This window comes from Plantactinospora sp. CNZ320 (assembly GCF_002846275.1).
On the sequence record NZ_PJMP01000001.1, the window covers coordinates 2301091 to 2323087 of the forward strand.

The 21997-nt window shown below is 73.6% G+C and carries 17 protein-coding genes; 5 read left to right on the forward strand and 12 right to left on the reverse strand.

Features of this window, described 5'->3' with window-relative positions:
* Nucleotides 1-19 precede the first annotated feature (19 nt).
* From CLT71_RS10010 to uraD, 8 genes are read right to left on the reverse strand one after another with little or no spacing between them, the layout of a single operon-like run.
* The gene (locus tag CLT71_RS10010) at nt 20-1207 is read right to left on the reverse strand and encodes a DUF6986 family protein (protein ID WP_101366874.1); all 1188 of its coding nucleotides are present in this window, start codon (nt 1205-1207) and stop codon (nt 20-22) included.
* On the reverse strand, nt 1207-3519 hold the full coding sequence (pucD, locus tag CLT71_RS10015) for a xanthine dehydrogenase subunit D (protein ID WP_101366875.1): 2313 nt from the start codon (nt 3517-3519) through the stop codon (nt 1207-1209). Before pucD ends, CLT71_RS10010 begins: the two co-directional genes overlap by 1 nt.
* Nucleotides 3516-4871, reverse strand: coding sequence for an 8-oxoguanine deaminase (locus tag CLT71_RS10020; RefSeq protein ID WP_101366876.1), 1356 nt, complete (start codon nt 4869-4871; stop codon nt 3516-3518). Before CLT71_RS10020 ends, pucD begins: the two co-directional genes overlap by 4 nt.
* Entirely contained in the window at nt 4868-5341 is a 474-nt protein-coding gene (locus CLT71_RS10025) for a (2Fe-2S)-binding protein (protein WP_101366877.1), read from the reverse strand. Before CLT71_RS10025 ends, CLT71_RS10020 begins: the two co-directional genes overlap by 4 nt.
* Complete coding sequence (locus tag CLT71_RS10030) at nt 5338-6204, reverse strand: FAD binding domain-containing protein (RefSeq protein ID WP_101366878.1); 867 nt, start codon at nt 6202-6204, stop codon at nt 5338-5340. The genes CLT71_RS10025 and CLT71_RS10030 overlap by 4 nt, the downstream gene beginning before the upstream one ends.
* Complete coding sequence (gene pucL, locus CLT71_RS10035) at nt 6204-7091, reverse strand: factor-independent urate hydroxylase (RefSeq protein ID WP_199187565.1); 888 nt, start codon at nt 7089-7091, stop codon at nt 6204-6206. Before pucL ends, CLT71_RS10030 begins: the two co-directional genes overlap by 1 nt.
* A 12-nt stretch (nt 7092-7103) precedes the next feature.
* Nucleotides 7104-7487 carry a hydroxyisourate hydrolase gene (gene uraH, locus CLT71_RS10040; RefSeq protein WP_199187566.1) on the reverse strand — a complete coding sequence of 128 codons (384 nt, stop codon included), beginning with the start codon at nt 7485-7487 and terminating at the stop codon, nt 7104-7106.
* On the reverse strand, nt 7484-7993 hold the full coding sequence (gene uraD / locus CLT71_RS10045) for a 2-oxo-4-hydroxy-4-carboxy-5-ureidoimidazoline decarboxylase (protein WP_486483175.1): 510 nt from the start codon (nt 7991-7993) through the stop codon (nt 7484-7486). The genes uraH and uraD overlap by 4 nt, the downstream gene beginning before the upstream one ends.
* A gap of 147 nt (nt 7994-8140) precedes the next feature.
* Here uraD and CLT71_RS10050 point away from each other — a divergent pair, with 147 nt between their 5' ends.
* Entirely contained in the window at nt 8141-9760 is a 1620-nt protein-coding gene (locus tag CLT71_RS10050) for a PucR family transcriptional regulator (protein WP_101366879.1), read from the forward strand.
* Between the two features lie 72 nt (nt 9761-9832).
* Here the strand turns inward: CLT71_RS10050 and CLT71_RS10055 are convergent, their stop codons facing one another.
* On the reverse strand, nt 9833-10453 hold the full coding sequence (locus CLT71_RS10055; RefSeq protein WP_486483176.1) for a nucleotidyltransferase family protein: 621 nt from the start codon (nt 10451-10453) through the stop codon (nt 9833-9835).
* Nucleotides 10454-10668: 215 nt separating this feature from the next.
* Between CLT71_RS10055 and CLT71_RS10060 the strand changes: the two genes are divergently transcribed.
* A complete protein-coding gene (locus tag CLT71_RS10060; RefSeq protein WP_101366880.1) occupies nt 10669-11478 on the forward strand; it encodes a SigB/SigF/SigG family RNA polymerase sigma factor in 810 nt (269 codons plus the stop codon).
* Nucleotides 11479-11562: 84 nt separating this feature from the next.
* Here CLT71_RS10060 and CLT71_RS10065 read toward each other — a convergent pair whose 3' ends face one another.
* Together CLT71_RS10065 and CLT71_RS10070 are read right to left on the reverse strand one after the other, a co-directional pair.
* Entirely contained in the window at nt 11563-11994 is a 432-nt protein-coding gene (locus CLT71_RS10065; RefSeq protein ID WP_101366881.1) for a VOC family protein, read from the reverse strand.
* A gap of 9 nt (nt 11995-12003) precedes the next feature.
* Complete coding sequence (locus CLT71_RS10070; protein ID WP_486483177.1) at nt 12004-12462, reverse strand: helix-turn-helix domain-containing protein; 459 nt, start codon at nt 12460-12462, stop codon at nt 12004-12006.
* A 96-nt stretch (nt 12463-12558) separates the two neighbouring features.
* Here CLT71_RS10070 and CLT71_RS10075 point away from each other — a divergent pair, with 96 nt between their 5' ends.
* Nucleotides 12559-15201: an ATP-dependent helicase C-terminal domain-containing protein gene (locus tag CLT71_RS10075; RefSeq protein WP_101366883.1), complete on the forward strand. Its 2643-nt coding sequence runs from the start codon at nt 12559-12561 to the stop codon at nt 15199-15201.
* 32 nt (nt 15202-15233) lie between these two features.
* Here the strand turns inward: CLT71_RS10075 and CLT71_RS10080 are convergent, their stop codons facing one another.
* Nucleotides 15234-15962 carry a protein phosphatase 2C domain-containing protein gene (locus tag CLT71_RS10080; RefSeq protein ID WP_101366884.1) on the reverse strand — a complete coding sequence of 243 codons (729 nt, stop codon included), beginning with the start codon at nt 15960-15962 and terminating at the stop codon, nt 15234-15236.
* Nucleotides 15963-16547: 585 nt separating this feature from the next.
* On the opposite strand from CLT71_RS10080, the gene CLT71_RS10085 reads away from it, so the two are divergent.
* Both CLT71_RS10085 and CLT71_RS10090 read left to right on the forward strand, forming a co-directional pair.
* Nucleotides 16548-18581, forward strand: a complete 2034-nt coding sequence (locus CLT71_RS10085) for an endo-1,4-beta-xylanase (RefSeq protein ID WP_101366885.1) — start codon at nt 16548-16550, stop codon at nt 18579-18581.
* Between the two features lie 305 nt (nt 18582-18886).
* Complete coding sequence (locus CLT71_RS10090; RefSeq protein ID WP_486483178.1) at nt 18887-21979, forward strand: glycoside hydrolase family 9 protein; 3093 nt, start codon at nt 18887-18889, stop codon at nt 21977-21979.
* The last annotated feature ends 18 nt before the right edge of the window (nt 21980-21997 follow it).

Below are 21997 nucleotides of genomic sequence, written 5' to 3' on the forward strand. Positions count from 1 at the left end.
CCGCGACATCCGGCTACGGTCACAGCGCCGACAGCGCGGCCCGGTCGTAGCCGGTCTCGTCCTCGGTCAGCGCGCCGCAGTCCAGCCCGCGCAGCAGGAAGCCGGCAAGGGCCCGGGCCGTCGCCGGCTCGTCCAGGATCCCGCCGGAGCGCCCGTCGAGGTACGCCCGCAGCCGCCCCACCGCCGCCGCCCGCCCGTCCCGGAAGAACGCGTACGTGCCGGCGAACCGGGTCGGCAACTGGGCCGGATGCAGGTCCCAGCCCTGGTAGTAGCCGCGTTCCAACCCGTGCCGGACCAGCGCGGCATGTTCCGCCCAGCCGGCCTGTACCGCGGCGGTGTCGCCGACCGGGAGCAGGTTGGTCGAGCCGTCGGCCAGGCGTACCCCGGTTTCGGCGGCGGCCACCTGCATCACCGCCTTGGCGAAGTCGGCGACCGGATGCGCCAGGCTCTGCTGCGCGGCGGCGATCCCGCAGGCGGTGCTGTAGTCGTAGGTGCCGTAGTGCAGCCCGGTGCACCGGCCGGCCGCCGCCCCGACCAACCGGCCCGGTGTCGCCAGCCCGTCCGGGCCGAGGATCGCGGCCGGCGTCTCGATCTGCACCTCGAAACGCAGCCACCCGGCCGGCAGCCCGTACGCCGTCTCCAGCCGCTCGCAGAGCAGCACCATCGCCTCCACCTGGGCCGGTACGCTCACCTTCGGCAGCGTCACCACGAACCGGTCGGCCGGGGGCAGCTCGGCACCGCCGTCGCACAGCGCGGCGAGGAAGAGGTCGAGGGTGCGCACCGCCCGACGCCGGAGCGCCCCGGTCAGGCTCTTGATCCGCAGCCCGGCGAACGGCACCCCGAGCCCGGCGCCGACCAGCCGCCCCGCCTCCCGGGCCGCCGCGTCCTCGGTCTCGTCGTCGCGTATCCCGTAGCCGTCCTCGAAGTCGATCCGGAGGTCCTCGATCGGCTCCCGGCGCAGCTTGTCGACCACCCGCTCGTGCAGCCGCGCCGGGTACGGCAGCGGCGGATGATCACGCAACGCCGCCAGTGCCGCCGCTCCCCACCGCGCCGGCAGCCCTGGGCCGCAGCGGTCGGCCGGCACGTAGACGGTGTGCACCGGCTGCCGCCCGGACGGCTGCCCCGGGTAGCGACGCCGCAGCTCGGCGTCGACCGGCCCGAGCCGCCCGTCCAGTTCGGCGTAGACGTCCGAGGGAAGCCGGCCCATCAGCCGGTCCCGGTGAGGTGCTCGGGCCGGACCGGTACCCGGGTCAGCGGTACCCCGGTCGCCGCCCGGATCGCCGCCACGATGGCCGGGGTGGCCGAGATGGTCGGCGGCTCCCCCACCCCACGCAGCCCGTACGGGGCGTGCGGGTCCGCCAGCTCCAGCACGTCGACGGTCATCGGCGGAACGTCGGCGACGGTCGGGATCAGATAGTCGGTGAAGGACGGGTTCCGGATCACCCCGTCGACGACCTGGAGTTCCTCCATCAGCGCCAGCCCGAGCCCCTGGGCGGTGCCGCCGTGGATCTGTCCGAGTACCGCCTGCGGGTTCATCGCCCGGCCCACGTCCTGGGCGGTGGCGATCTCCACCACCCGGACCAGCCCGAGTTCGGGGTCCACGTCCACTGTGGCCCGGTGCGCCGCGAAGGCGTACTGCACGTGCGCGTTGCCCTGCCCGGTCACCGGGTCCAGTGGCCGGGTCGGCCGGTGCCGCCAGCGGACTGTCTCCTCGACCGGTCCGGCGGCGAGCAGCTCGACCAGGGTGCCGAGGCTCCGGCCGGCGGCGTCCCGGAGCACACCGCCGGCCAGCTCCAGCCCGGCACCGTCACCTGCACCGGGGTCGGGACCGGCGGGCAGCCGCGCCGCCAGCGCCGCCCGGACCGCCTGGCAGGCCGCCCGCACCGCACCCCCGGTCATGTACGTCTGCCGGGACGCCGACGACGACCCCGCGCTCCCGACCGAGGTGTCGGCGGTCGCCACCACCACCCGCTCGACGCCCAGCTCGGTCCGGGCGATCTGGGCCTGTACCGTCACCAGCCCCTGCCCGACCTCGGCCGCGGCGGTGTGCACCAGCACCGTCGGCTCGCCACCGATCAGCTCCAGCCGGACCCGCGCGGTGGAGTAGTCGTCGAACCCCTCCGAGAAGCAGACGTTCTTGATCCCGATCGCGTACCCGACCCCCCGGACCACCTGCTCCGGCCCGGTCGTGTTCGCCACCCCGCCCGGCAACTGTCGCGGGTCGTCGCCGGCCGGTGCGGGTGCCGGCCGGTCCCGGACCAGCTCCAGCAACCGGGCGACCGGAGCCGGCCCCTCCACCCGCTGCCCGGTCGGCATCAGCCCGCCCTCGGCCAGCGCGTTGCGGATCCGCACCTGCACCGGATCCAGCCCGACCGCCTCGGCCAGCCGGTCCATCTGCGACTCGTAGCCGAAACACGCCTGCACCGCCCCGAACCCGCGCATCGCCCCGCACGGCGGGTTGTTGGTGTGCACCCCGTACGCGTCCACCGTCACGTTCGGCACCCGGTACGGCCCCACCCCGAGGCTCGCCGCGTTCGCCACCACCGCCGGGGTGGTGGAGGTGTACGCTCCGCCGTCGAGCAGGATCCATGCCCGTACGTAGACCAGCTCGCCGTCCCGGGTCGCGCCGTGCTCGTAGCGCAGGATCGCCGGGTGCCGGTGCACGTGCCCGACGAACGACTCCTCCCGGCCGTAGACCATCTTCACCGGCCGCCCGGTATGCAACGCCAGCAGGCTGGCGTGCACCTGCATCGACAGGTCCTCCCGGGCACCGAACGCGCCACCCACCCCGGCCAGGCGCAGCCGCACCGACTCGACGGGCAACCCGAGCGCGGCGGCGACCTGCCGCTGGTCGGCGTGCAGCCACTGGGTGGCGACGTACAGCTCGATCCCGCCGTCCTCGGCCGGCACCGCCAGCCCCGACTCCGGCCCGAGGAACGCCTGGTCCTGCATGCCGACCCGGTATTCCCCGGTCACCACCACCTCGGCGGTGACGTCCGGGTCGCCCCGGCGGATCGGCACGTGCCGCACCAGCCGGCCGTCGGCGAGCGCCGCCTCCGGGTCGGTCACCGGCTCCCGCACCAGGTAGTCGACGACGATCCGCTCGGCCGCCCGCCGTGCCGTCTCCGGATGGTCGGCGGCGACGATCGCCACCGGCTCGCCCCGGTAGCGGACCTCGTCGACGGCGAGCACCGGCTGGTCCGGCACCTCCAGCCCGTAGTGCCGGTCGCCGGGCACGTCGGCGGCGGTCAGCACCGCGTACACCCCCGGGACGGCGAGCGCGGCGCCGATGTCGATGCCCCGGATCACCGCCGACGGGTGCGGGCTGCGCAGGGTGGTGCCCCACAGCATGTCGTCGACCCACAGGTCCGACGAGAACGCGAACTCGCCGCGCACCTTCAGCGCCCCGTCCGGTCGTACCGGACTGGTCCCGATGCCCTGGGAGACCGCTGCCGCCACCTCCGGTCGCGGCCCGGCCGCATCCTTGGCGGGCCGCACCTCGCCCAGCGGCCCGGTCATCGCCGGGCCCGGCGGATCAGGGTCCGGTGCGCCCGCCGAAGCCCGCGCGCCAAGCCGCCCGGGTCGGCCGTGCGCAGTTCACCGTTGTCGACCACCGGCTCACCTCCCACGAGCGACAGTTCCACCGGGGCCGGCGGCCCGAGGACCAGCGCCGCCACCGGGTCGTCGATGCCGACGTGGCCGAGCCCGTCCAGCCGCCACAGCACCACGTCGGCGAGCTTGCCGACCTGAAGCGATCCGAGCTGGTCGGCCCGGCCGAGGCAGCGCGCCCCGCCGATGGTGCCGAGCGCCAGCGCGTCCCGGGCGGTGAGCGCCGCCGCCCCGCCGCGCAGCCGGGCCGCGTAGAGCGCCTGGCGCAGCTCCGCGCCGAGCTGGCCGGCCTCCTGCGAGGCGGGTCCGTCGACGCCGAGCCCGACCGGCACGCCCCGGTCCAGCAGTTCCCGCACCCGGGCGGTACCGGCCCCGAGCCGGGCGTTCGAGCTGGGACAGTGCGCGACCGAGGTGCCGCTGCCGGCCAGCGCGTCCAGCCCGGCGTCGTCCAGGTGTACGCCGTGCGCCAGCCAGACGTCCGGGCCGAGCCAGCCGAGCCGTTCGGCGTACTCGACCGGGGTGCAGCCGTGGGTCTGCCGGCAGTACTCCTCCTCGTCGACGGTCTCGGCGAGATGGGTGTGCAGCCGTACGCCCCGGCGCCGGGCCAGCGCCGCCGCCTCGGTCATCAGCTCCGGGGTGACACTGAACGGCGAGCAGGGCGCCACCGCCACCCGCAGCATCGCGTCATCGGCCGGGTCGTGGTAGCGGTCGATCGCCTCCTCGGTGGCGGCCAGCGCCGCGTCGGTCTCCTCGACGATCTCGTCCGGCGGCAGCCCACCCGCCGACATCCCGAGATCCATCGACCCCCGGCAGGGATGGAACCGCAGCCCCACCCCCCGGGCCGCCTCCACCTGGGCGGCCATCAGGTCACCGGCCCCGGACGGGTGGACGTAGTGGTGGTCGGTGCTCGTGGTGCAACCGTGCAGCGCCAGCCAGCCGAGCCCGGCGGCGGTGGTCGCGGCCACCACCTCGGCGTCCAGCCCGGCCCAGACCGGATAGAGCTCCTTGAGCCAGCCGAACAGCTCCTCCTGCTGCGCCATCCCCCGGGTCGCCCACTGGTAGAGGTGGTGGTGGGTGTTCACCAGGCCGGGGGTGGCGAGGCAGCCGGTGCCGTCGATCCGGCGTACCGAGCGGTGGTAGCGGGGGGCATGCCCGGGGCCGACCGCGACGATCCGGCCCTCGTCGAGCACCAGGTGCCCGTCGGAGTACTCGGTACCGGCCGGGTCGACGGTGGCGACCGCGCAGTTCTCGATGATGATCATGATTTGTCCTCCCGGCCGGCGGCCAGCCGTACCGCCGCCAGGATCTTCTCGTACCCGGTGCACCGGCACAGGTTTCCGGCCAACGCCTCCCGGATCTCCTCCTCGGCCGGGGACGGCGTCCGGGCCAGCAGGTCGTGCACCGCGACCACCAGTCCCGGGGTACAGAATCCGCACTGCACGGCCCCGGCGGTGACGAAGGCCCGCTGCACCGGGTCGAGTTCGCCGGGTCCCGGGCCGAGCCCCTCCACGGTGACCACCTCGCGGCCCCGGGCCTGCCCGGCCGGCACCAGGCAGGCGCAGACCGGCTCGCCGTCCAGATAGACAGTGCAGGAGCCGCACTCGCCCTGCTCGCAGGCGTTCTTGGCGCCGGGCAGCCCGAGCCGCTCCCGCAGTACGTGCAGCAGGCTCTCCCCGGCCCAGACGTCGTCGGCCCGGCGCGGCTCGCCGTTGACCACGCAGTCGATCCTCATCCGTCGTCCCCCCTCCGCCGGTGTTCCGCCCAGACCCGCTGCACCGCCCGCCGGGCCAGCACCCCGAGCGCGTGCCGGCGGTAGGCGGCGGTGCCGCGCAGGTCGTCGATCGGACTCGCCGCCGCCGCGACCAGCTCGCCGAAGCGGCGGACCAGCGGCTCCGGCAGCACCATCCGGTCCGCCCAGGGCAGCTCGGCGGCGAGCAGTTCCTCGGCCGCCTCCGCCCGGACCGGCGTCGGTGCCGCCGAACCGATCCCGGTGCCGACCGTCCGGTCCGCCGGCCGCAGCGCCAGCGCGAACGAGCAGACCGCGATCACCATCGCGTTCCTGGTGCCGACCTTGGCGAACTGTTCCGGCCCGCCGTCCGGCGCGATCAGGACGGCGGCAATCAGCTCGTCCGGGGCGAGCACGCTGCGCTTCGGCCCGGTGCAGAAGCCGGCCACCGGCACCCGGCGGACGCCCCGGACCGAGGCCAGCTCCACCAGCGCCCCGGCGGCGAGCAGCGGCGGCAGCGCGTCCCCGGCCGGTGAGGCCGAGCCGAGGTTGCCGCCGACGGTGCCCCGGTTGCGGATCTGCGCCGAACCGACCGTCCGGGCCGCCATCGCCAGCCCCGGCACCCGGCCGGCCAGCTCGGTGACGATCCGCCGGTACGGCACCCCGGCGCCGAGCCGCAGCAACCCGTCCTCGACGCCCCAGTCGGCCAGCTCGGCAACCCGACCCAGGTCCAGCAGGGCCGGCGGGCGGCGGCGGGCGAAGTTCAGCTCCACCATCACGTCGGTGCCGCCGGCCACCGGCAGCGCCTCCGGGTACGCCGACCGCGCCGCCAGCGCCTCGGCCCAGTTCCGTGGTTGCAGGAACTCCATCAGCCCGCCCCGCCGTCCCCGTGCTCCGGTGTGCGGGTCACGGTGCCCTCGATCAGCCCGTACGGCCGGTCGGTGGCCACGAACACCTCGCCCGGGTTGTCCAGCCCGAACGGCGCGAGGTCGACCAGCAGGTGGTGCCGGTTCGGCAGGGTCAGCCGCACCTCGGCGATCTCGGGACGCTGTGCGAGTACCCGGTGCCCCATCGCGTACAGGGTCTGTTGCAGCGAACGGCTGTAGGTTTCCACGAACGCGTCGACAAGTGCGGCCCGTACCCCGGCGTACGACTCCGCCCAGTCCCGCCCCGGGCCGGTCGGGTCGACGTCGTGGTGCCGCCACCGTGCCTCGACGGCGGTGGCCAGGATCCGGTCGTCGGTCTCCGGCAACGTCGTGTACCGGTCCTTCAGGTAACCCCTGAACTCCGAGTCGGTGCTGTTGAGCAGCACCAGCCCGGCGAGCCCGGACTCCACAGTGGCACCGTCGGCCCCGCCCCCTGTCCCGGCGTCCACCGTCACCGTGGCGGTACGGCTCTCGGCGCCGTCGCGCTGGAACGAGTGCGGGCCGAGCCGCTGCCAGCCGTGCTCGGTCAACTCCACCCGGGCCCGGGAGATCGCCGGCGCGCTCCGGACGAAGTGCCGGGCGAGCAGCAGCCCGAACTCCTCGGGCTGGTCGACGCGGTGTTCCCGGGCGAACGCGTAGACGGTGTTCTTCTGCGAGTCGGTGGGCAGCACGTGCGCGTTGTCCCCGCTGCGGTGCACCTCGTCGAGGTCTCCGGCGAGTGCGATGCTGACGGTCAGGTCGCGCAGTTCGTGCCGGGGGCCGTCCCGGCGTACCCGGACCAGCCGCACCTCGGCCTTGCCGTACTGGTTCGGGCCAAGCACGATCGCCACCGCCGCGCCTCCTCAGCTTCCCCGGTAGGTGGTGTAGCCGTACGGGCTGAGCAGCAGCGGCACGTGGTGGTGCCGATCCGGCTCGGTGATCTGGAAGGCGACCACGATCTCCGGAAAGAACGCCGCGCCCGCCGGATAGTGCTGCCCGACCTGGAACACCAGCCGATAGCCGCCGGCCTGTCCGCCGCGCAGCGGCAGCCGGTCCAGTTGCGGCGTCCAGTCGGCCAGCCGCCCGTCGGAGTCGGTCCGGCCGTGTGCCACAGGCGTCCAGCCGCCGCTGTCCCGCCGGTCGAGCCGGACCGGGATGTCGGCGGCCGGTTCGCCGCGGACGGTGTCCAGCACGTGCGTGGAGATCCGGATCAGGCCGTCCGGCGGGTTGGTCCGGTCGTCGGTCACGAGAGCAGCCTCCTCAGCCGGAGCAGCGCGATCTGCCGCAGTTCGTTGCGGACCACCTCGCGTTCGGTGCCGGGATCGTTGCCGAGCCGCCGCCGGGCCGCCGCGAGCAGTTCCAGGTCCGTCCGGCCGTCGGCGAAGACCAGGAAGAGGTGCCCGAACCGCTGCTCGTACTCCCGGTTGGCCCGGTCGAGCGCGGCCCGGGTCTCCTGGTCGGCACCGTCGACTCCGGACTGTTCCCGGCGCGACCAGTCCGCCTCCGTACCGGTGCCGGTCGGCCGCTCGCCGATCCGCGGGTGTGCGGCCAGCGCCTGCGCCACCTCCGGCCAGCTCAGCCGGCGCAGCGCGGCGTCGGCCACCGCCACCACCGCCTCGACGTCCGGGTACGGCCGCCGGCCCGCCACCGTGCGGGCAAAGTCCGGCGCGGCGCAGCAGGCGAGCAGTGCCTGCTCGGCCTGCCCGGCCGACCGCCGGTTGAACTCGTCCAACCCGGTGCTGACGGTGGCCACCCGTTCACCTCCTGCCCGGTTGACCAGAAGTACGCCTGCGCGGTTGTCCAGAAGTACAACAGCCGGGCGGTGCCCTGGTGAACCGGCGCGATCACCGAAACCGTCGCCGGCCGCCGTATCGTTTTCGTAGGTTCCTCCAACCGGCCCGTGGCGCCGGGATCGGACGGGTACGCGATGCTGCTGCGCGAGGCGCTGGACCGACCCCAGTTGCGGCTGACACTGCTCACCGGGGAATCCGGACTGGACCGACCGGTCAGCCGGGTCTACGTCACCGACCTGCCCGATCCGCGCCGCTACCTCTCCGGGGGCGAGATCGTGCTGACCGGACTGATGTGGCGGCGCCGGGCCGGTGACTCGGACGGGTTCGTGGCGGCCTGCGCCGCCGCCGGGGTCGCCGCGATCGGTGCCGGTGACGCGGCGTACGGGTCGGTGCCCGAGGACCTGGTGACGGCGTGCCGGCGGTACGCCGTACCACTGTTCGAGGTCCCGGTCGAGGTCAGCTTCCGGGACATCATCGACGAGGTCACCCCGACCCTGTGGGCTCGGCGGGCGAACGGGCTGGCGACGGTGCTCGGCCGGTATCGAGGGCTGGCCGCGGCGATGGCCGGCGGTGCCCGGTTGGCGGACCTGATCGAGCCGGTTGCCGCCGATCTCGGCGTCGACTGCTGGGTGCTGACCGCCACCGGTCGGGCCGTCGCCGGTACCGGAGCACTGCCGTCCGACGCCCGCCGCCGGTTGGCGTCCTCGTTCCTGTCCGCCGGGCGGTTGCCGGCCGTGGTGGAGGTCGACGGCCGGCGGGTCTGGGTGGTCGCCGTCTCCGGCCGCCCCGAGCACCGGCTCGCCGCCTGGCTGCTGGCCTGTGCGGTACGGGACACGGAGCTGGGCTGGTCGCCGTCCGCCGCCGGGTCCGGCCCGCAACCGCCGCCCGGGCTGCCCGAGGCGGCGGCCGAACTGGTCAGCCTGGTGGCGCTGGAACGGGCGCACGCCGACGAGACGGGCCGGGTGGAACGGCGGCTCGCCGACCAGCTCGGCACGGTCCTGTCCACCGGCACCTCCCCGGCGGAGTTGCGCGCCGCGCTCTCCTCCGGCGGGTTGCCGCCCCGGTCGACCCTGCTGGTGCTGGCCGTCCGGCTGACCGGACTGACCACGCCCCCGGAGTTGGCGGTCGCGGTCACCGAGGAACTCGCCCGGTCGACGGCACTGCCGGCCATGGTCACCGGCGTCGCCCGGGCCGGTACGGTGCTGGCTGTGCTGGCCGGCGGGCCGACCGAACTCGCCGGGGTCTCCGAGCTGCTCCGGAGTACGGTCGCGGGGCTGGTGCCGGGGCTCGGCGCCGGGCGGCTCGCGGTGGGGATCAGCGGAGCGGCGGCCGACCCGGGCGGGGTGCCGGGCGCGGTCGAGCAGGCCGAGCACGCCCTGGCCACGGCGATCGCGGACCCCGGCCCCGGCACCGTGGTCTCGGCCGCTGATCTCGCCTCGCACCTGCTGCTGCTCTCCGGCGTACCCGCCGAGGCGCGCCGGGCGTTCCGGGACCGGGTACTCGGCCCGGTGCTCGCCTACGACCGGACGCACGACACCGACCTGCTCGGCACGTTGGACGAGTTTCTGGCCTGTTCCGGTTCGTGGAGCCGGGCGGCCGAACGGCTGCACCTGCACGTCAACACCCTGCGCTACCGGATCGGCCGGATCGAGCAGCTCACCGGGCGGGACCTGTCGCGGTTTCCCGACCGGGTCGACTGCTATCTCGCGCTGCGCCTGCCACACTGAGCCGTCCCCGCCGAGCGCCGGGTACCGGCCGGACGAGAACGCCTCAGCACTGTCGCAGCGACGCCCGCCGGGTCACGGTACGGTCGCCGGCGGCACGTCCAGGTCCGTGTCGTCCGCGACGTCGGCACAGGGTACGACCGACAGCCGCGCCTGGTGCCGCCGCAGGTACGGCCGGGCGCCCACGTCACCGACCGCCAGCTCGGCCACGCCGGACCAGTGTGCCCGGCCGAGCAGTACCGGATGGCCGCGCCGGGCGCCGTAACCGGCCATTCCGAGCGCGTCCGGTGCGGCGATGCCGGTCATCCGACGGACCGCCTCGGCGGTGATCCCGGGCATGTCGACCAGCAGGACGACCGTCGCGACGGCGCCGGATTCCCGCAGTGTGGCCAGCCCGGCCCGCAGCGATGAGCCCATCCCGGTCTCCCAGTCCGGGTTCTCCACGATCACGGCGTCGCCGAGGTCGGCCCGGGACCGGATGGCCGGCGCGGCGGCGCCGAGCACCACCACCACCGGCGCGCAGCCACCCCCCTGGGCGACCTGGACGGCCCGTTCGACAAGCAGCCGGCCGTCGAACCGGACCAGTGCCTTGGGCCCGCCGTAGCGCCGGCCCGCACCGGCGGCGAGCACCAGCCCGGCGACTGTTGGTCGTCCGGGACGGTCCGATACCGGGTCGTCCGGAGCGAGATGGGTCACGGGGTGGAGCCTAATTCAGTGGAAAGATCTTGTCGAAACCTCGTCCATGTGTAGTTTTATCCGTTTTATACATCAGCCGTTCGGCTAGCGTTTGCCGATACCAACGGGCTAAGGTGTTGGCTTAACAGCCACACAACACTCCACCACCTGAACACCACATAACCAACCTCCACCACCGCACAACTCGCCTCCGCCCACCAGCAGGGAGGACCACCATGACGACCACCACAACCGCGCCGACCACCACCACCGCGCCGGTCAGCACCCCCACCCCGAACGACACCGCCACCGAACTCCTGCACGCCATGACCGCGCTACCCGCCAACCACCCCTCCCGACCCGCCCTACGCGACAAAGCCATCGAAGCCTGGCTCCCCCTGGCCAACCACCTCGCCCACCGCTACAGCGGACGCGGCGAACCCACCGACGACCTCATCCAGACCGCCGCCGTCGGCCTCATCAAAGCCATCGACAAATGGGACCCCACCCGCGGCGTCGACTTCGCCGGCTACGCCATCCCCACCATCATCGGCGAACTCAAACGACACTTCCGCGACCGCACCTGGGACATCCGCGTCCCCCGCCGCCTCCAGGAACTCCGCCTCGCCATCAGCGAAGCCAACAGCAACCTCCTGCAAACCCTCGGCCGCTCCCCCACCATCACCGACATCGCCACCCACCTCAACCTCACCGAAGAAGAAGTCCTCGAAGGACTCGAAGGCGCCCGCGCCTACAACGCCGTCTCCCTGTCCACCCCCACCGGCGACGGCGACCGCACCACCGAACTCGGCGACCTCCTCGGCAGCGAAGACAACGAATACGAACTCGCCGAACTCCGCGTCGCCCTCGGCCCCGCCCTGGCCACCCTCGACGAACGCGAACAGAAAATCCTCACCCTCCGCTTCTACGGCAACCTCACCCAATCCCAGATCGCCGAACAAATCGGCGTCTCCCAGATGCACATCAGCCGCCTCCTCACCCGCGCCCTCACCAAACTCCGCGGCCAACTCGCCGACACGTACTGAGCGCAGGGCAGGCACACCGCCGCCCCACCCGGCGGCCCGGGCGGACGACCGCGCCGGCCACCGGGTGGGGCGGTGGTGTTCGTATCAGTCGACGTCGACGGGCGAGTACTCCCGGGACTCGACCAGCACCAGCCAGTTGCCCGAGTTGTCCCGGCCCACCGCCTCGACGCCGTACGGCCGCTCCTCCGGGGTGTGGATGAACTCGACGCCCCTGGCGCGAAGCTCGTCGTACGTCCTGCGGCAGTCGTCCACCCGCAGGCCGAGCCCGAACATCCCGCCGGAGTCCATCTCCCGGTTGATCGCGCTCACCATCTCCGGCGAGTACGGCGGACCCGGCAGCGTCAGGTGCACCTCCAGCTCGGGCTGCTTGGGGTGCTTGACGGTGCACCAGCGGTAGGAGCCGTCCGCGAGCGTGATGTCGGAGTGTTCCTCGAAGCCGAGCACGTCGAGGTAGAACGCCTTCGAGGCGTCGATGTCCTTGACGAACACGCTGGTTATCGAAATGTTGGTGATCATGCGTCCAGGCTAGGAGCGGTCGCCCGGGCCCGGCTTCTCCCCGGTTGCGGAGCCCCGCCGCTCGGCCAGCCCCCACATGAACACGAAGCAGCCGGGGATCCGCGGCGCCCCGCTCGCGGCCCAGCGGCGCTGGAACTCGCTCGGCGTCTCGCCGACCACCTCCCGGAACCGGCTGCTGAACGAGCCCAGGCTGGTGAACCCGACGGCGTGGCAGACCTCGGTGACGGTGAGGTTGGTGGCCCGGAGCAGGTCCTGGGCCCGTTCGACACGCCGTCGGCTCAGGTACTCCGCCGGGGAGACCCCGTACGTCGCCGTGAAGAGGCGCTGGAAGTGGTATTTGCTGATCCCGGCCACCGCCGCGAGGGTGCCGAGGTCCAGCGGCTCGGTGTAGTGCAGGTCCGCGTGGTCGCGGGCCCGGCGCAGGTGCACCAGCAGGTCACCGGGAGCCCGGCGCGGCGGCACACTCACGGCGGTGAAGTCTAGGACACCGACCCGCCGCCCCAGGTGACGCGTCGTTGCCGACGAGCTGCCGGCCGGCGCTGCCGCCGGTGCGACACTGGCCCGATGCCATCGCTCGAACCCACCGCCGACCTGCCGGTCCGGCACGTGCTGCCGGCCCTGGTCGACACGCTGGCCGAGCACGGCGCCGCGGTGCTGGTGGCGCCGCCCGGGGCCGGCAAGACCACGCTGGTCCCGCTGGCGCTCGCCGACGGGGTCGACGGGCGGATCGTCGTCGCCCAACCGCGCCGGGTCGCGGCCCGGGCCGCCGCCCGCCGGATGGCGGAGCTGCGCGGCGAGCGGGTGGGGGAAACCGTCGGGTACGCGGTGCGCGGCGAGCGCCGCACCAGTGCGCGTACCAGAATCGAGGTGGTCACCACCGGCCTGCTGGTGCAGCGGCTCCAGCACGATCCGGAGCTGCCCGGCGTCGGCGCGGTACTCCTCGACGAGGCCCACGAGCGGCAGCTCGACGCCGATCTGGCCCTGGCGTTCGGCATCGAGGTCAGGGCGGCACTCCGGCCGGAGTTGCGCCTGCTGGCGATGTCCGCCACCGCCGAGGCGGAGCGGCTCGGCGGGTTGCTCGGCTCGGCGGCGCACCCGGCACCCGTGCTGCGCGCCGAGGGCCGGGCGTACCCGGTGGACGTGGTCTGGGCACCGCCACCCCGGCCGGTGGACCCGCCGCACGGGCTGCGGGTGGATCCGCGGCTGCTCGACCACGTGGCGGCGACCGTACGCCGGGCGCTGGCCGAGCACGACGGCGACCTGCTGGTCTTCCTCCCCGGAGCCGGGGAGATCAACGGTGTCGCCGGCCGACTCGCCGGGCTGGCCGGCACCGACCTGGTACGCCTGCACGGCCGGCAGTCCAGCGCCGAGCAGGACGCCGCGCTCCGCCCGGCCACCGGCCGGCGCCGGGTCGTGCTGGCCACCGCCGTCGCGGAGACCAGCCTCACCGTGCCCGGGGTACGCGTGGTGGTGGACGCCGGGCTGAGCCGGGTGGCCCGGACCGACCTGGCCCGGGGGCTCGGCGCGCTGGTGACAGTACCGGTGTCCCGGGCGGCGGCGACCCAGCGGGCCGGGCGGGCGGGCCGGGAGGCACCGGGCCGGGTCTACCGGTGCTGGTCGGCGGCGGACCACGATCGGCTGCCGGCGCAGCCCGAGCCGGAGATCGCGGTTGCCGATCTCACCGCCTTCGCCCTGCAACTCGCCTGCTGGGGGCGCCCGGACGGCACCGGGCTGGCGCTGCCGGATCCGCCACCGGCGGCGGCGATGCAGGTGGCCCGGGCCACCCTGGAGGCGCTCGGCGCGATCGGTCAGGACGGCCGGGTGACCGGGCGGGGCCGGGCGATGGCGGCGGTCGGCGCTCATCCGCGACTCGCCCGGGCGCTGCTGGACGGCGCCACGGCGGTGCGGCCGGACCGGGCGGCGGAGGTGGTCGGGGTGCTCGCCGAGTCCGCTCCCGGCGACGACCTGGTCGCCACCTGGCGCCGGCTCCGTTCGGGTACGGACCCGGCCAGCGCCAGGTGGCGGGCGGAGGTGGACCGGCTGCGCGGTGCCCTGGACGAGTCACCGCCCCCGGCCGCACCGGCGACCGGACGAGGCGAGCCCACCGGACGGAACGAGCCCACCACGCCCAACCGAGGGAACGGGCTCACCGCACCGGCGACCGGACGAGGCGGGTCGGGCGAGCAGCCGGGCGGACCCCGGGACCGCCGAGGCGGGCCGGGACTGCCGGATGACCTGGCCGCCGGGCTGCTGGTCGGGCTGGCGTACCCGGAGCGGCTGGCCCGGGTCCGGCAGGGCGACGCCAACACGTACCTGATGGCCGGTGGCACCGCGGCGGACCTGGCGCCGGGCTCGGCGCTGGCCGGTGCGCAGTGGCTGGCGATCTCGGTGGCCGACCGGGCACCCGGGCGCCGGGGCGCGGCGATCCGCCAGGCCGCGGTGGTGGACGAGGCGACCGCCCGGGAGGCCGGTGCCGCGCTGCTGCGGCGGGAGCAGGAGATCGCCTGGTCCGGCGGGGACGTCGTGGCCCGGGAGGTGGAGCGGCTGGGCGCGATCGTGCTGCTGGACCGCCCGCTGACCCGCCCGGACCCGGCCCGGGTCGCCGCCGCACTGCGGGACGGGCTGCGTCAGGTCGGGCTCGACCTGCTGACCTGGAGCCGGCAGGCGCGGGAGCTGTGTGCCCGGCTCGCGTTCTGCCGGCAGGCGTTGGGTGAGCCGTGGCCGGAGATGACCGACGCGGCGCTGCTGGACCGGGCCGACGAGTGGCTCGGCCCGGAACTGGCCGCTGCCCGGCGTCGGGCCGACCTGGCCCGGATCGACGTCCCGGCCGCGCTGCGCCGACTGCTGCCGTGGCGGGAGGCGGCCCGGCTCGACGAGCTGGCCCCGGAGCGGCTGGCCGTACCGAGCGGGTCACGCCACCGGGTGGACTACTCGGATCCGGCGGCACCGGTACTGGCGGTCAAGTTGCAGGAGACCTTCGGTTGGCGGGACGTGCCCCGGATCGCCGACGGGCGGGTACCGGTGCTGCTGCACCTGCTCTCCCCGGCCGGCCGGCCGGTCGCGGTGACCCGGGATCTCGCCTCGTTCTGGCAGACCGGCTATCCGCAGGTACGCGCCGAGTTGCGCGGTCGCTATCCCCGGCACCCGTGGCCGGCCGACCCGACCGAGGCGTCCCCGACCCGGGGTCTGCAACCCCGCCGCCGGTAGCCGGGTACCCGCGAAGGGCCGGCGCGGCGCGGTCAGGGGGTGTCGACGACGTCCGCGACCACGACTGTGATGTTGTCCGGCCCGCCGGCCCGCAGGGCGAGGTCGACCAGGCGCTGCGCGCAGCCGGCCGGGTCGGGATAGCCGAGCAGTGCCTCGGCCAGGCTGTCCGGGCGTACCACGTTGGAGAGCCCGTCGCTGCAGAGCAGCCAGCGGTCGCCGGTCTGCGGCACCACGGTGGTGTAGGTGGGGGTGACGGGCTCGCCCTGAAGGGCCCGGGTGACCACCGCCCGGCGGGGATGGCTGTGCGCCTCCTCCGGACTGATCACCCCCTCGTCGACAAGCATCTGCACGAAGGTGTCGTCCCTGGTGAGCTGGGTCATCGTTCCGCCGCGCAGCAGGTACGCCCGGGAGTCGCCGACGTGGGCCAGGGCGAGGCAGGCGCCGGTACGGGCGAGTAGCAGCGCGGTCAGGGTGGTGCCCATGCCCTGCCGTTCCGGATCCTCGGCTACCGCCGCCCGGATGCCCGCGCTCGCCGTGTCCACGGCGCTCTGCAGGACGGCGACCAGGCCCTCCTCCGGGGTCTCGACGTCCAGCGGCCGGATCGCGTCGATCGCGATGGTGCTGGCGAGGTCACCGGCGGCCATCCCGCCCATGCCGTCGGCCACGGCGAGCAGCCAGGGCCCGGCGTGCACGGAATCCTGGTTCGCGCCCCGGATCAGGCCGCGATCGCTCACCGCCACGGATCGTAGCTTCAGGCTCATGGCAGGCAGCCTGCCAAAAAGACGGCCGAAATGCTTGCAGTAGATCACCACGGCTCGGAGTGGCGGTCGAAATTTACCGTACGTGGCAACGGTGATCACGGCCCGCGAACCGCTCCGCCGCCGGTAGCCGCCGTTCGCCGGTCCACCCACCGAGATTTAATCCAGATCGGTCGATTCACTCGCCGGAAACAACCCGGCAACACGCGACCGTTGGGAGCGCACGGCGATTGACGGGCATCATGGGCACTCATAGCATCGATCGAGGTGATGGCCCGCCGCCCCGGTGAGGTGGTGGACGACCCCCCGCCCGGAGCCGGCACGGGGTTGTGGGCCGGCCGGCACACCCCGGGCTGCGTGCCGGCACATCCGCGCGACCGCTGCCGCCACGTCGGGCAAACCGTGCCGGGATCCCACTGTCGGTCGTGCGCCGCTGCGCACCGCCACCGACGGCCGCGACGTCCCGACGGATCCACCCCGGGCCGGCGCGACGACCGGCGTACCCGGTGCGGTGCGCGCGGCACCCCACGACAGGTACGCGCGTCGCGAGCCCGCGCCGCGCACGTGGTCCCGGGAAGGACTCCAGAAATGCGCACACCAAGGACCCGCCGGAGCCGGTCGGTAGGTGCCGCCCTCCTCGGCTGCCTCGCCGTCGCGGCGACCGCCGCCGTCGCCGTACCGGTGACGACCGCTCCCCCGGCGCGGGCCGCCGAGCCGGTCGTGCTGCGGTCGAGCACCTTCGAGGACGACACCACCCAGGGCTGGGCGTCCCGGGCCGACGAGGTGGTCGCGGTGAGCACCGCCGCCGCGCACACCGGCACCCGGAGCCTGCTCGTCAGCGGCCGCACCCAGAGCTGGCAGGGGCCGGCCGTGGACCTGTTGGACGACATGACCAAGGGCACCCGGTACACGCTTTCGGTGTGGGTACGGCTGGCCGCCGGGGAGTCCCCGGCACCGGTACGGCTCAGCGTCGAGCGCCGTACCGAGGGCACCAGCTCCTACGACCAGGTGGTCGGGAACACCACGGTCACCTCGGAAGACTGGGTGAACCTGCACGGCACCTACACGCTCGCCCACGACGTGGACTTCCTGGCCGCCTACCTCGAGACGGGCAGCGGTACGGCGTCACTGCACATCGACGACTTCAGCCTCTCGTACCTGCCGCTGCCGCCGGTCCAGACCGACATCCCGGCGGTCAGGGCGGTGCTTGCCGAGCACTTCCCGATCGGGGCCGCGATCAGCCCGTCGACGATCATCGGTAACCACGCGCAACTGCTGACCCGGCACTTCAACTCGGTCACCCCGGGCAACGCGCTGAAGTGGGACGCCACCGAACCGACCGAGGGCACGTTCCGGTTCACCGACGCCGACGCCATGGTCGACTTCGCCAGGGACAACGACATGTCGGTACGCGGACACACCCTGGTCTGGCACAACCAGACCCCGGCCTGGGTCTTCGCCGACGCCGACGGCAACCCGATGACCCCGACCGAGGCGAACAGGGCGCTGCTGCTGTCCCGGCTGGACCGGCACATCCGCGAGGTGGTCGGCCGGTACGGCACCGACATCGGCGTCTGGGACGTGGTCAACGAGGTGATCGACGAGAACCAGTCCGACGGGCTGCGGCGCAGCCGGTGGTACGAGATCGCCGGGCTGGACTACATCCGGACCGCGTTCCGGGTCGCCCGCGAGGTCGCCCCCGGGGCGAAGCTCTACATCAACGACTACAACACCAACGTGCCGGCCAAGCGGGACCACCTGTTCAACCTGGTCAGCCAGTTGCGGGCCGAGGGGGTACCGATCGACGGCGTCGGGCACCAGATGCACGTGAACGTGGACTGGCCGTCGGCGGCCGAGACCGAGGCGATGATCACAAAGTTCGTCCCGCTCGGCGTGGACCAGCAGATCACCGAGATGGACATCAGTATCTACGTCAACGAGGGGGAGGCCTTTCCGGCTCCGCCTCGGGACCGGCTGGTCCGGCAGGGCTACCGGTACCGGGACCTGTTCGACGTCTACCGGCGGCACGCCGGCGAGATCACCTCGGTGACCCTCTGGGGGCTGACCGACGACGACACCTGGCTGGACACCTTCCCGGTGGCCCGCAAGGACGCGCCGCTGCTGTTCGACACGCAGTTGCAGGCCAAGCCGGCGTACTGGGGAATCGTCGACCCGTCGCGGATCGAGGCCACGCCCAGCCCGACACCCACCCGTACCGCCACCCCGACCCCCACCGCGACGCCGACACCGACCCGTACCGCCACGCCCACCCCGACCGGGGCGTCACCGAGCGGCCCGGCCACCGCCTGCCGGGTGGCGTACGCGGTCCCCGGGCAGTGGGGCGGCGGGTTCCAGGGGGAGGTGCGGATCACCAACACCGGCACGGTCCCGATCAACGCCTGGGCCCTGCGCTGGTCGTTCGGGAACGGGCAGCGGCTCAGCCAGGTCTGGAATGGCAGCTACACCCAGACCGGCGCCACGGTGACGGTCAGCCACGCGTCCTGGAACGCGATGATCCCCCCGGGTGGGAGCACCGGTTTCGGATTCCTGGCCACCTGGACCGGCAGCAACACCGCACCGACGGCGTTCACGCTCAACGACAGCGCCTGTGCCGTCGGCTGACCGACGGCACGTCGGTGTTGTTGCCGGTGTTGCCCTCGCGTGGTCCCAGCACCGCCCCGGGCCGGACCTGCCGGTCCGGGGCGGCCCGCTCGCCGGTGACCCATTGCGCGGCTGCGGCCGCCTGGCGGCGGATTCTATCCAGCCTGGTCGATTGACATGCCAGAAACGGGCTGGCAACATCGGCTCCGGATTGGGAGCGCTCCCAGCTGCGCTGCCGGTTCACCCCGCGAACCCGAGTGCTTCGCCGCCGTGAACCCGAACGCTGCGCGGGCCGCTGGCGGCACACCCACCGGAAGGGATCCCCCGTGTTCCGACCCCGCCACCGCCACCGCCGGTCCTCCCGCGCGGTCACCCTGCTCGCCACCGCCGCCCTGCTGCTCACCGGCGCCGCCACCGGCGCGCAGGCCCGGCCCGACGGCTCCACCGGCGCCCTGGCCGCCACCGAACACATCGTCAACGGCACCTTCACCGACGGCACCGCCCCGTGGTGGTCGACCGCCAACCTCACGCTCAGCGCGACCGACGGCCAGCTCTGCACCGAGGTCCCCGCCGGCCTCGCCAACCCCTGGGACGCCAGCCTCGGCCACAACACCATCCCGCTCGCCGACGGCGCCAGCTACGCGCTGAGCTTCCGCGCCTCGGCCAGCGCGCCGGTCACGGTCAAGGCGAACGTCCAGCTCAACGAGGAGCCGTACACCACGGTCTTCTCCCGGGACGTCGCGCTCGACGCCACCGCCGAGGAGTTCGGGTACGAGTTCACCGGCACCCTCGACTCGGCCAACGGCACCCTCACGTTCCAGCTCGGCGGCGCCGCCGAGGCGTACACGTTCTGCCTGGACGACGTCTCGCTGGCAAGTGACGCCGACACCGGACCGCCACCGGGTGGCGCCGAACAGCTGACAAACGGCGACTTCGCGAACGGCACCACCGGCTGGTACTCCTACGGCACCACCTCGAGCGGGGTCACCGACGGCCGGCTCTGCTCGGAGGTGCCGGGCGGGTTGGCCAACCCGTGGGACGGCGGCGTCGGGCAGAACGACGTGACACTCGTGGCCGGCGAGTCGTACACGCTCTCCTTCGACGCCTCCGCCACCCCCGGCGCGACGGTACGGGTGGCGGTGCAGCTCGGCGTCGACCCGTACACCTCGTTCTTCGCCGAGGACGTCACCTTCGGCCCCGAGGCGCAGCACGTCGAGCGGACCTTCACCGCCACCGCCGACACCGAGGTCGCCCAGCTGGCCTTCCAGGTCGGCGGCAACGCGGAGGCGTACGAGTTCTGCCTGGACAACGCCTCGCTGCTCGGCGGCGAGGAGGAGCCGCCGTACGTGCCTGACACCGGGCCGAGGGTCCGGGTCAACCAGGTCGGCTACCTGCCGGCCGGGCCGAAGAACGCCACGATCGTCACCGAGGCGACCGAGCCGCTCGGCTGGCAGCTCAAGTCGGCCGCCGGTGCCGTGGTGGCCAGCGGGCAGAGCACCCCGCGCGGCGTCGACCCAGCGTCGGCGCAGAACGTGCACAGCGTCGACTTCTCCGCCTACCGCACCCCGGGCACCGGCTACACGCTGACCGCCGACGGCCAGACCAGCCACCCGTTCGACATCTCCACCGACGTCTGGAAGCAGCTCCGCTCCGACTCGCTCCAGTTCTTCTACATCCAGCGCAGCGGCATCGCCATCGACGGCGACCTGGTCGGCGAGGAGTACGCCCGGCCGGCCGGGCACCTCGGGGTGGCGCCGAACAGGGGCGACACCGACGTACCGTGCCAGCCCGGTGTCTGCGACTACCGGCTCGACGTGCGGGGCGGCTGGTACGACGCCGGTGACCACGGCAAGTACGTGGTGAACGGCGGCATCGCCACCTACCAGCTGCTGAACGCCTTCGAGCGGACCAAGACCGCACCCACCGCCGGTGGTGGTGCCGCGCTCGGCGACGGAACCCTCCGGCTGCCCGAACGCGACAACGGCGTGCCGGACATCCTCGACGAGGCCCGCTGGGAGCTGGAGTTCCTGCTCCGGATGCAGGTGCCGGCCGGTAAGCCGCTGGCCGGGATGGCACACCACAAGATCCACGACCAGAACTGGACCGGGCTGCCCCTGCAACCCGAGGACGATCCGGAGCTGCGCGAACTGCACCCGCCGTCCACCGCGGCGACGCTCAACCTGGCCGCCACGGCCGCGCAGTGCGCCCGGCTCTTCGCCCCGTACGACGCCACGTTCGCGCAGCGCTGCCGTACCGCCGCCACCACGGCGTACGCGGCGGCCAAGGCGAACCCGACCCGGTACGCCGACCCGAACGACGGCAACGGCGGCGGCTCCTACGCCGACGGCGACGTCACCGACGAGTTCTACTGGGCCGCCGCCGAGCTCTACCTGAGCACCGGCGACGCGTCGTACCTGGCCGACCTGACCGCGTCGCGGCACCACACCGACGACGAGGCGGTCTTCGGGGCGCACGGGTTCGGCTGGGGCAGCACCGCCGCGCTCGGCCGGCTCGACCTGGCCACCGTGCCGAGCGGCCTGCCGGCGGCCGAGCGGGACCGGATCCGCGCCTCGGTGGTGGCCGCCGCCGACCGCTACCTGGCGACCGCGCAGGGGCAGGCGTACGGGCTGCCGATGCCGGGCACCCCGAACAGCTACTTCTGGGGCGCCAACAGCAACATCATCAACAACGCGGTCGTCCTGGCCACCGCCTTCGACCTGACCGGAGCGTCGAAGTACCGGGACGGGGCGGTGCAGGGGATGGACTACATCTTCGGCCGCAACGCGCTGAACCAGTCGTACGTGACCGGGTGGGGCGAGAAGGCGTCGAAGAACCAGCACAGCCGGATCTTCGGCAACCAGTACGACGAGTCGCTGCCGAACCCGCCGGCCGGTTCGATCGCCGGTGGCGCCAACGCCAGCCTCGACGACCCGTTCGCCAAGGAGTTGCTGGCGGGCTGTGCGCCGATGTTCTGCTACGTCGACGACATCGCCTCGTACGCCACAAACGAGGTGGCGATCAACTGGAACTCGGCGCTCGCCTGGATCGCCTCGTTCCTGGCCGACCAGGGCGGCAGCACCTCGGTGCCGGCCGGCTCCGGCTGCCGGGTCACGTACGTCAACTTCGGCACCTGGGCCGAGGGCGGCGGGTTCACCGGGCAGGCGACCATCACCAACACCGGCACCACCCCGATCAACGGCTGGGCGCTGAGCTTCGCCTTCAACGGCGACCAGAAGGTCCGGGATGCGTGGATGGCGAAGGTGACCCAGTCGGGTGCCCGGGTCACCGCACGGAACGAGTCCTACAACTCGCGGATCGCCCCGGGGGCCAGCCAGATGTTCGGCTTCAACGCCACCACCGCCGGTGGCCCAAACCCGAACCCGACACTGTTCACCGTCAACGGCATCCCCTGCACCTGAGGTGCAAGGAAGGGCCCC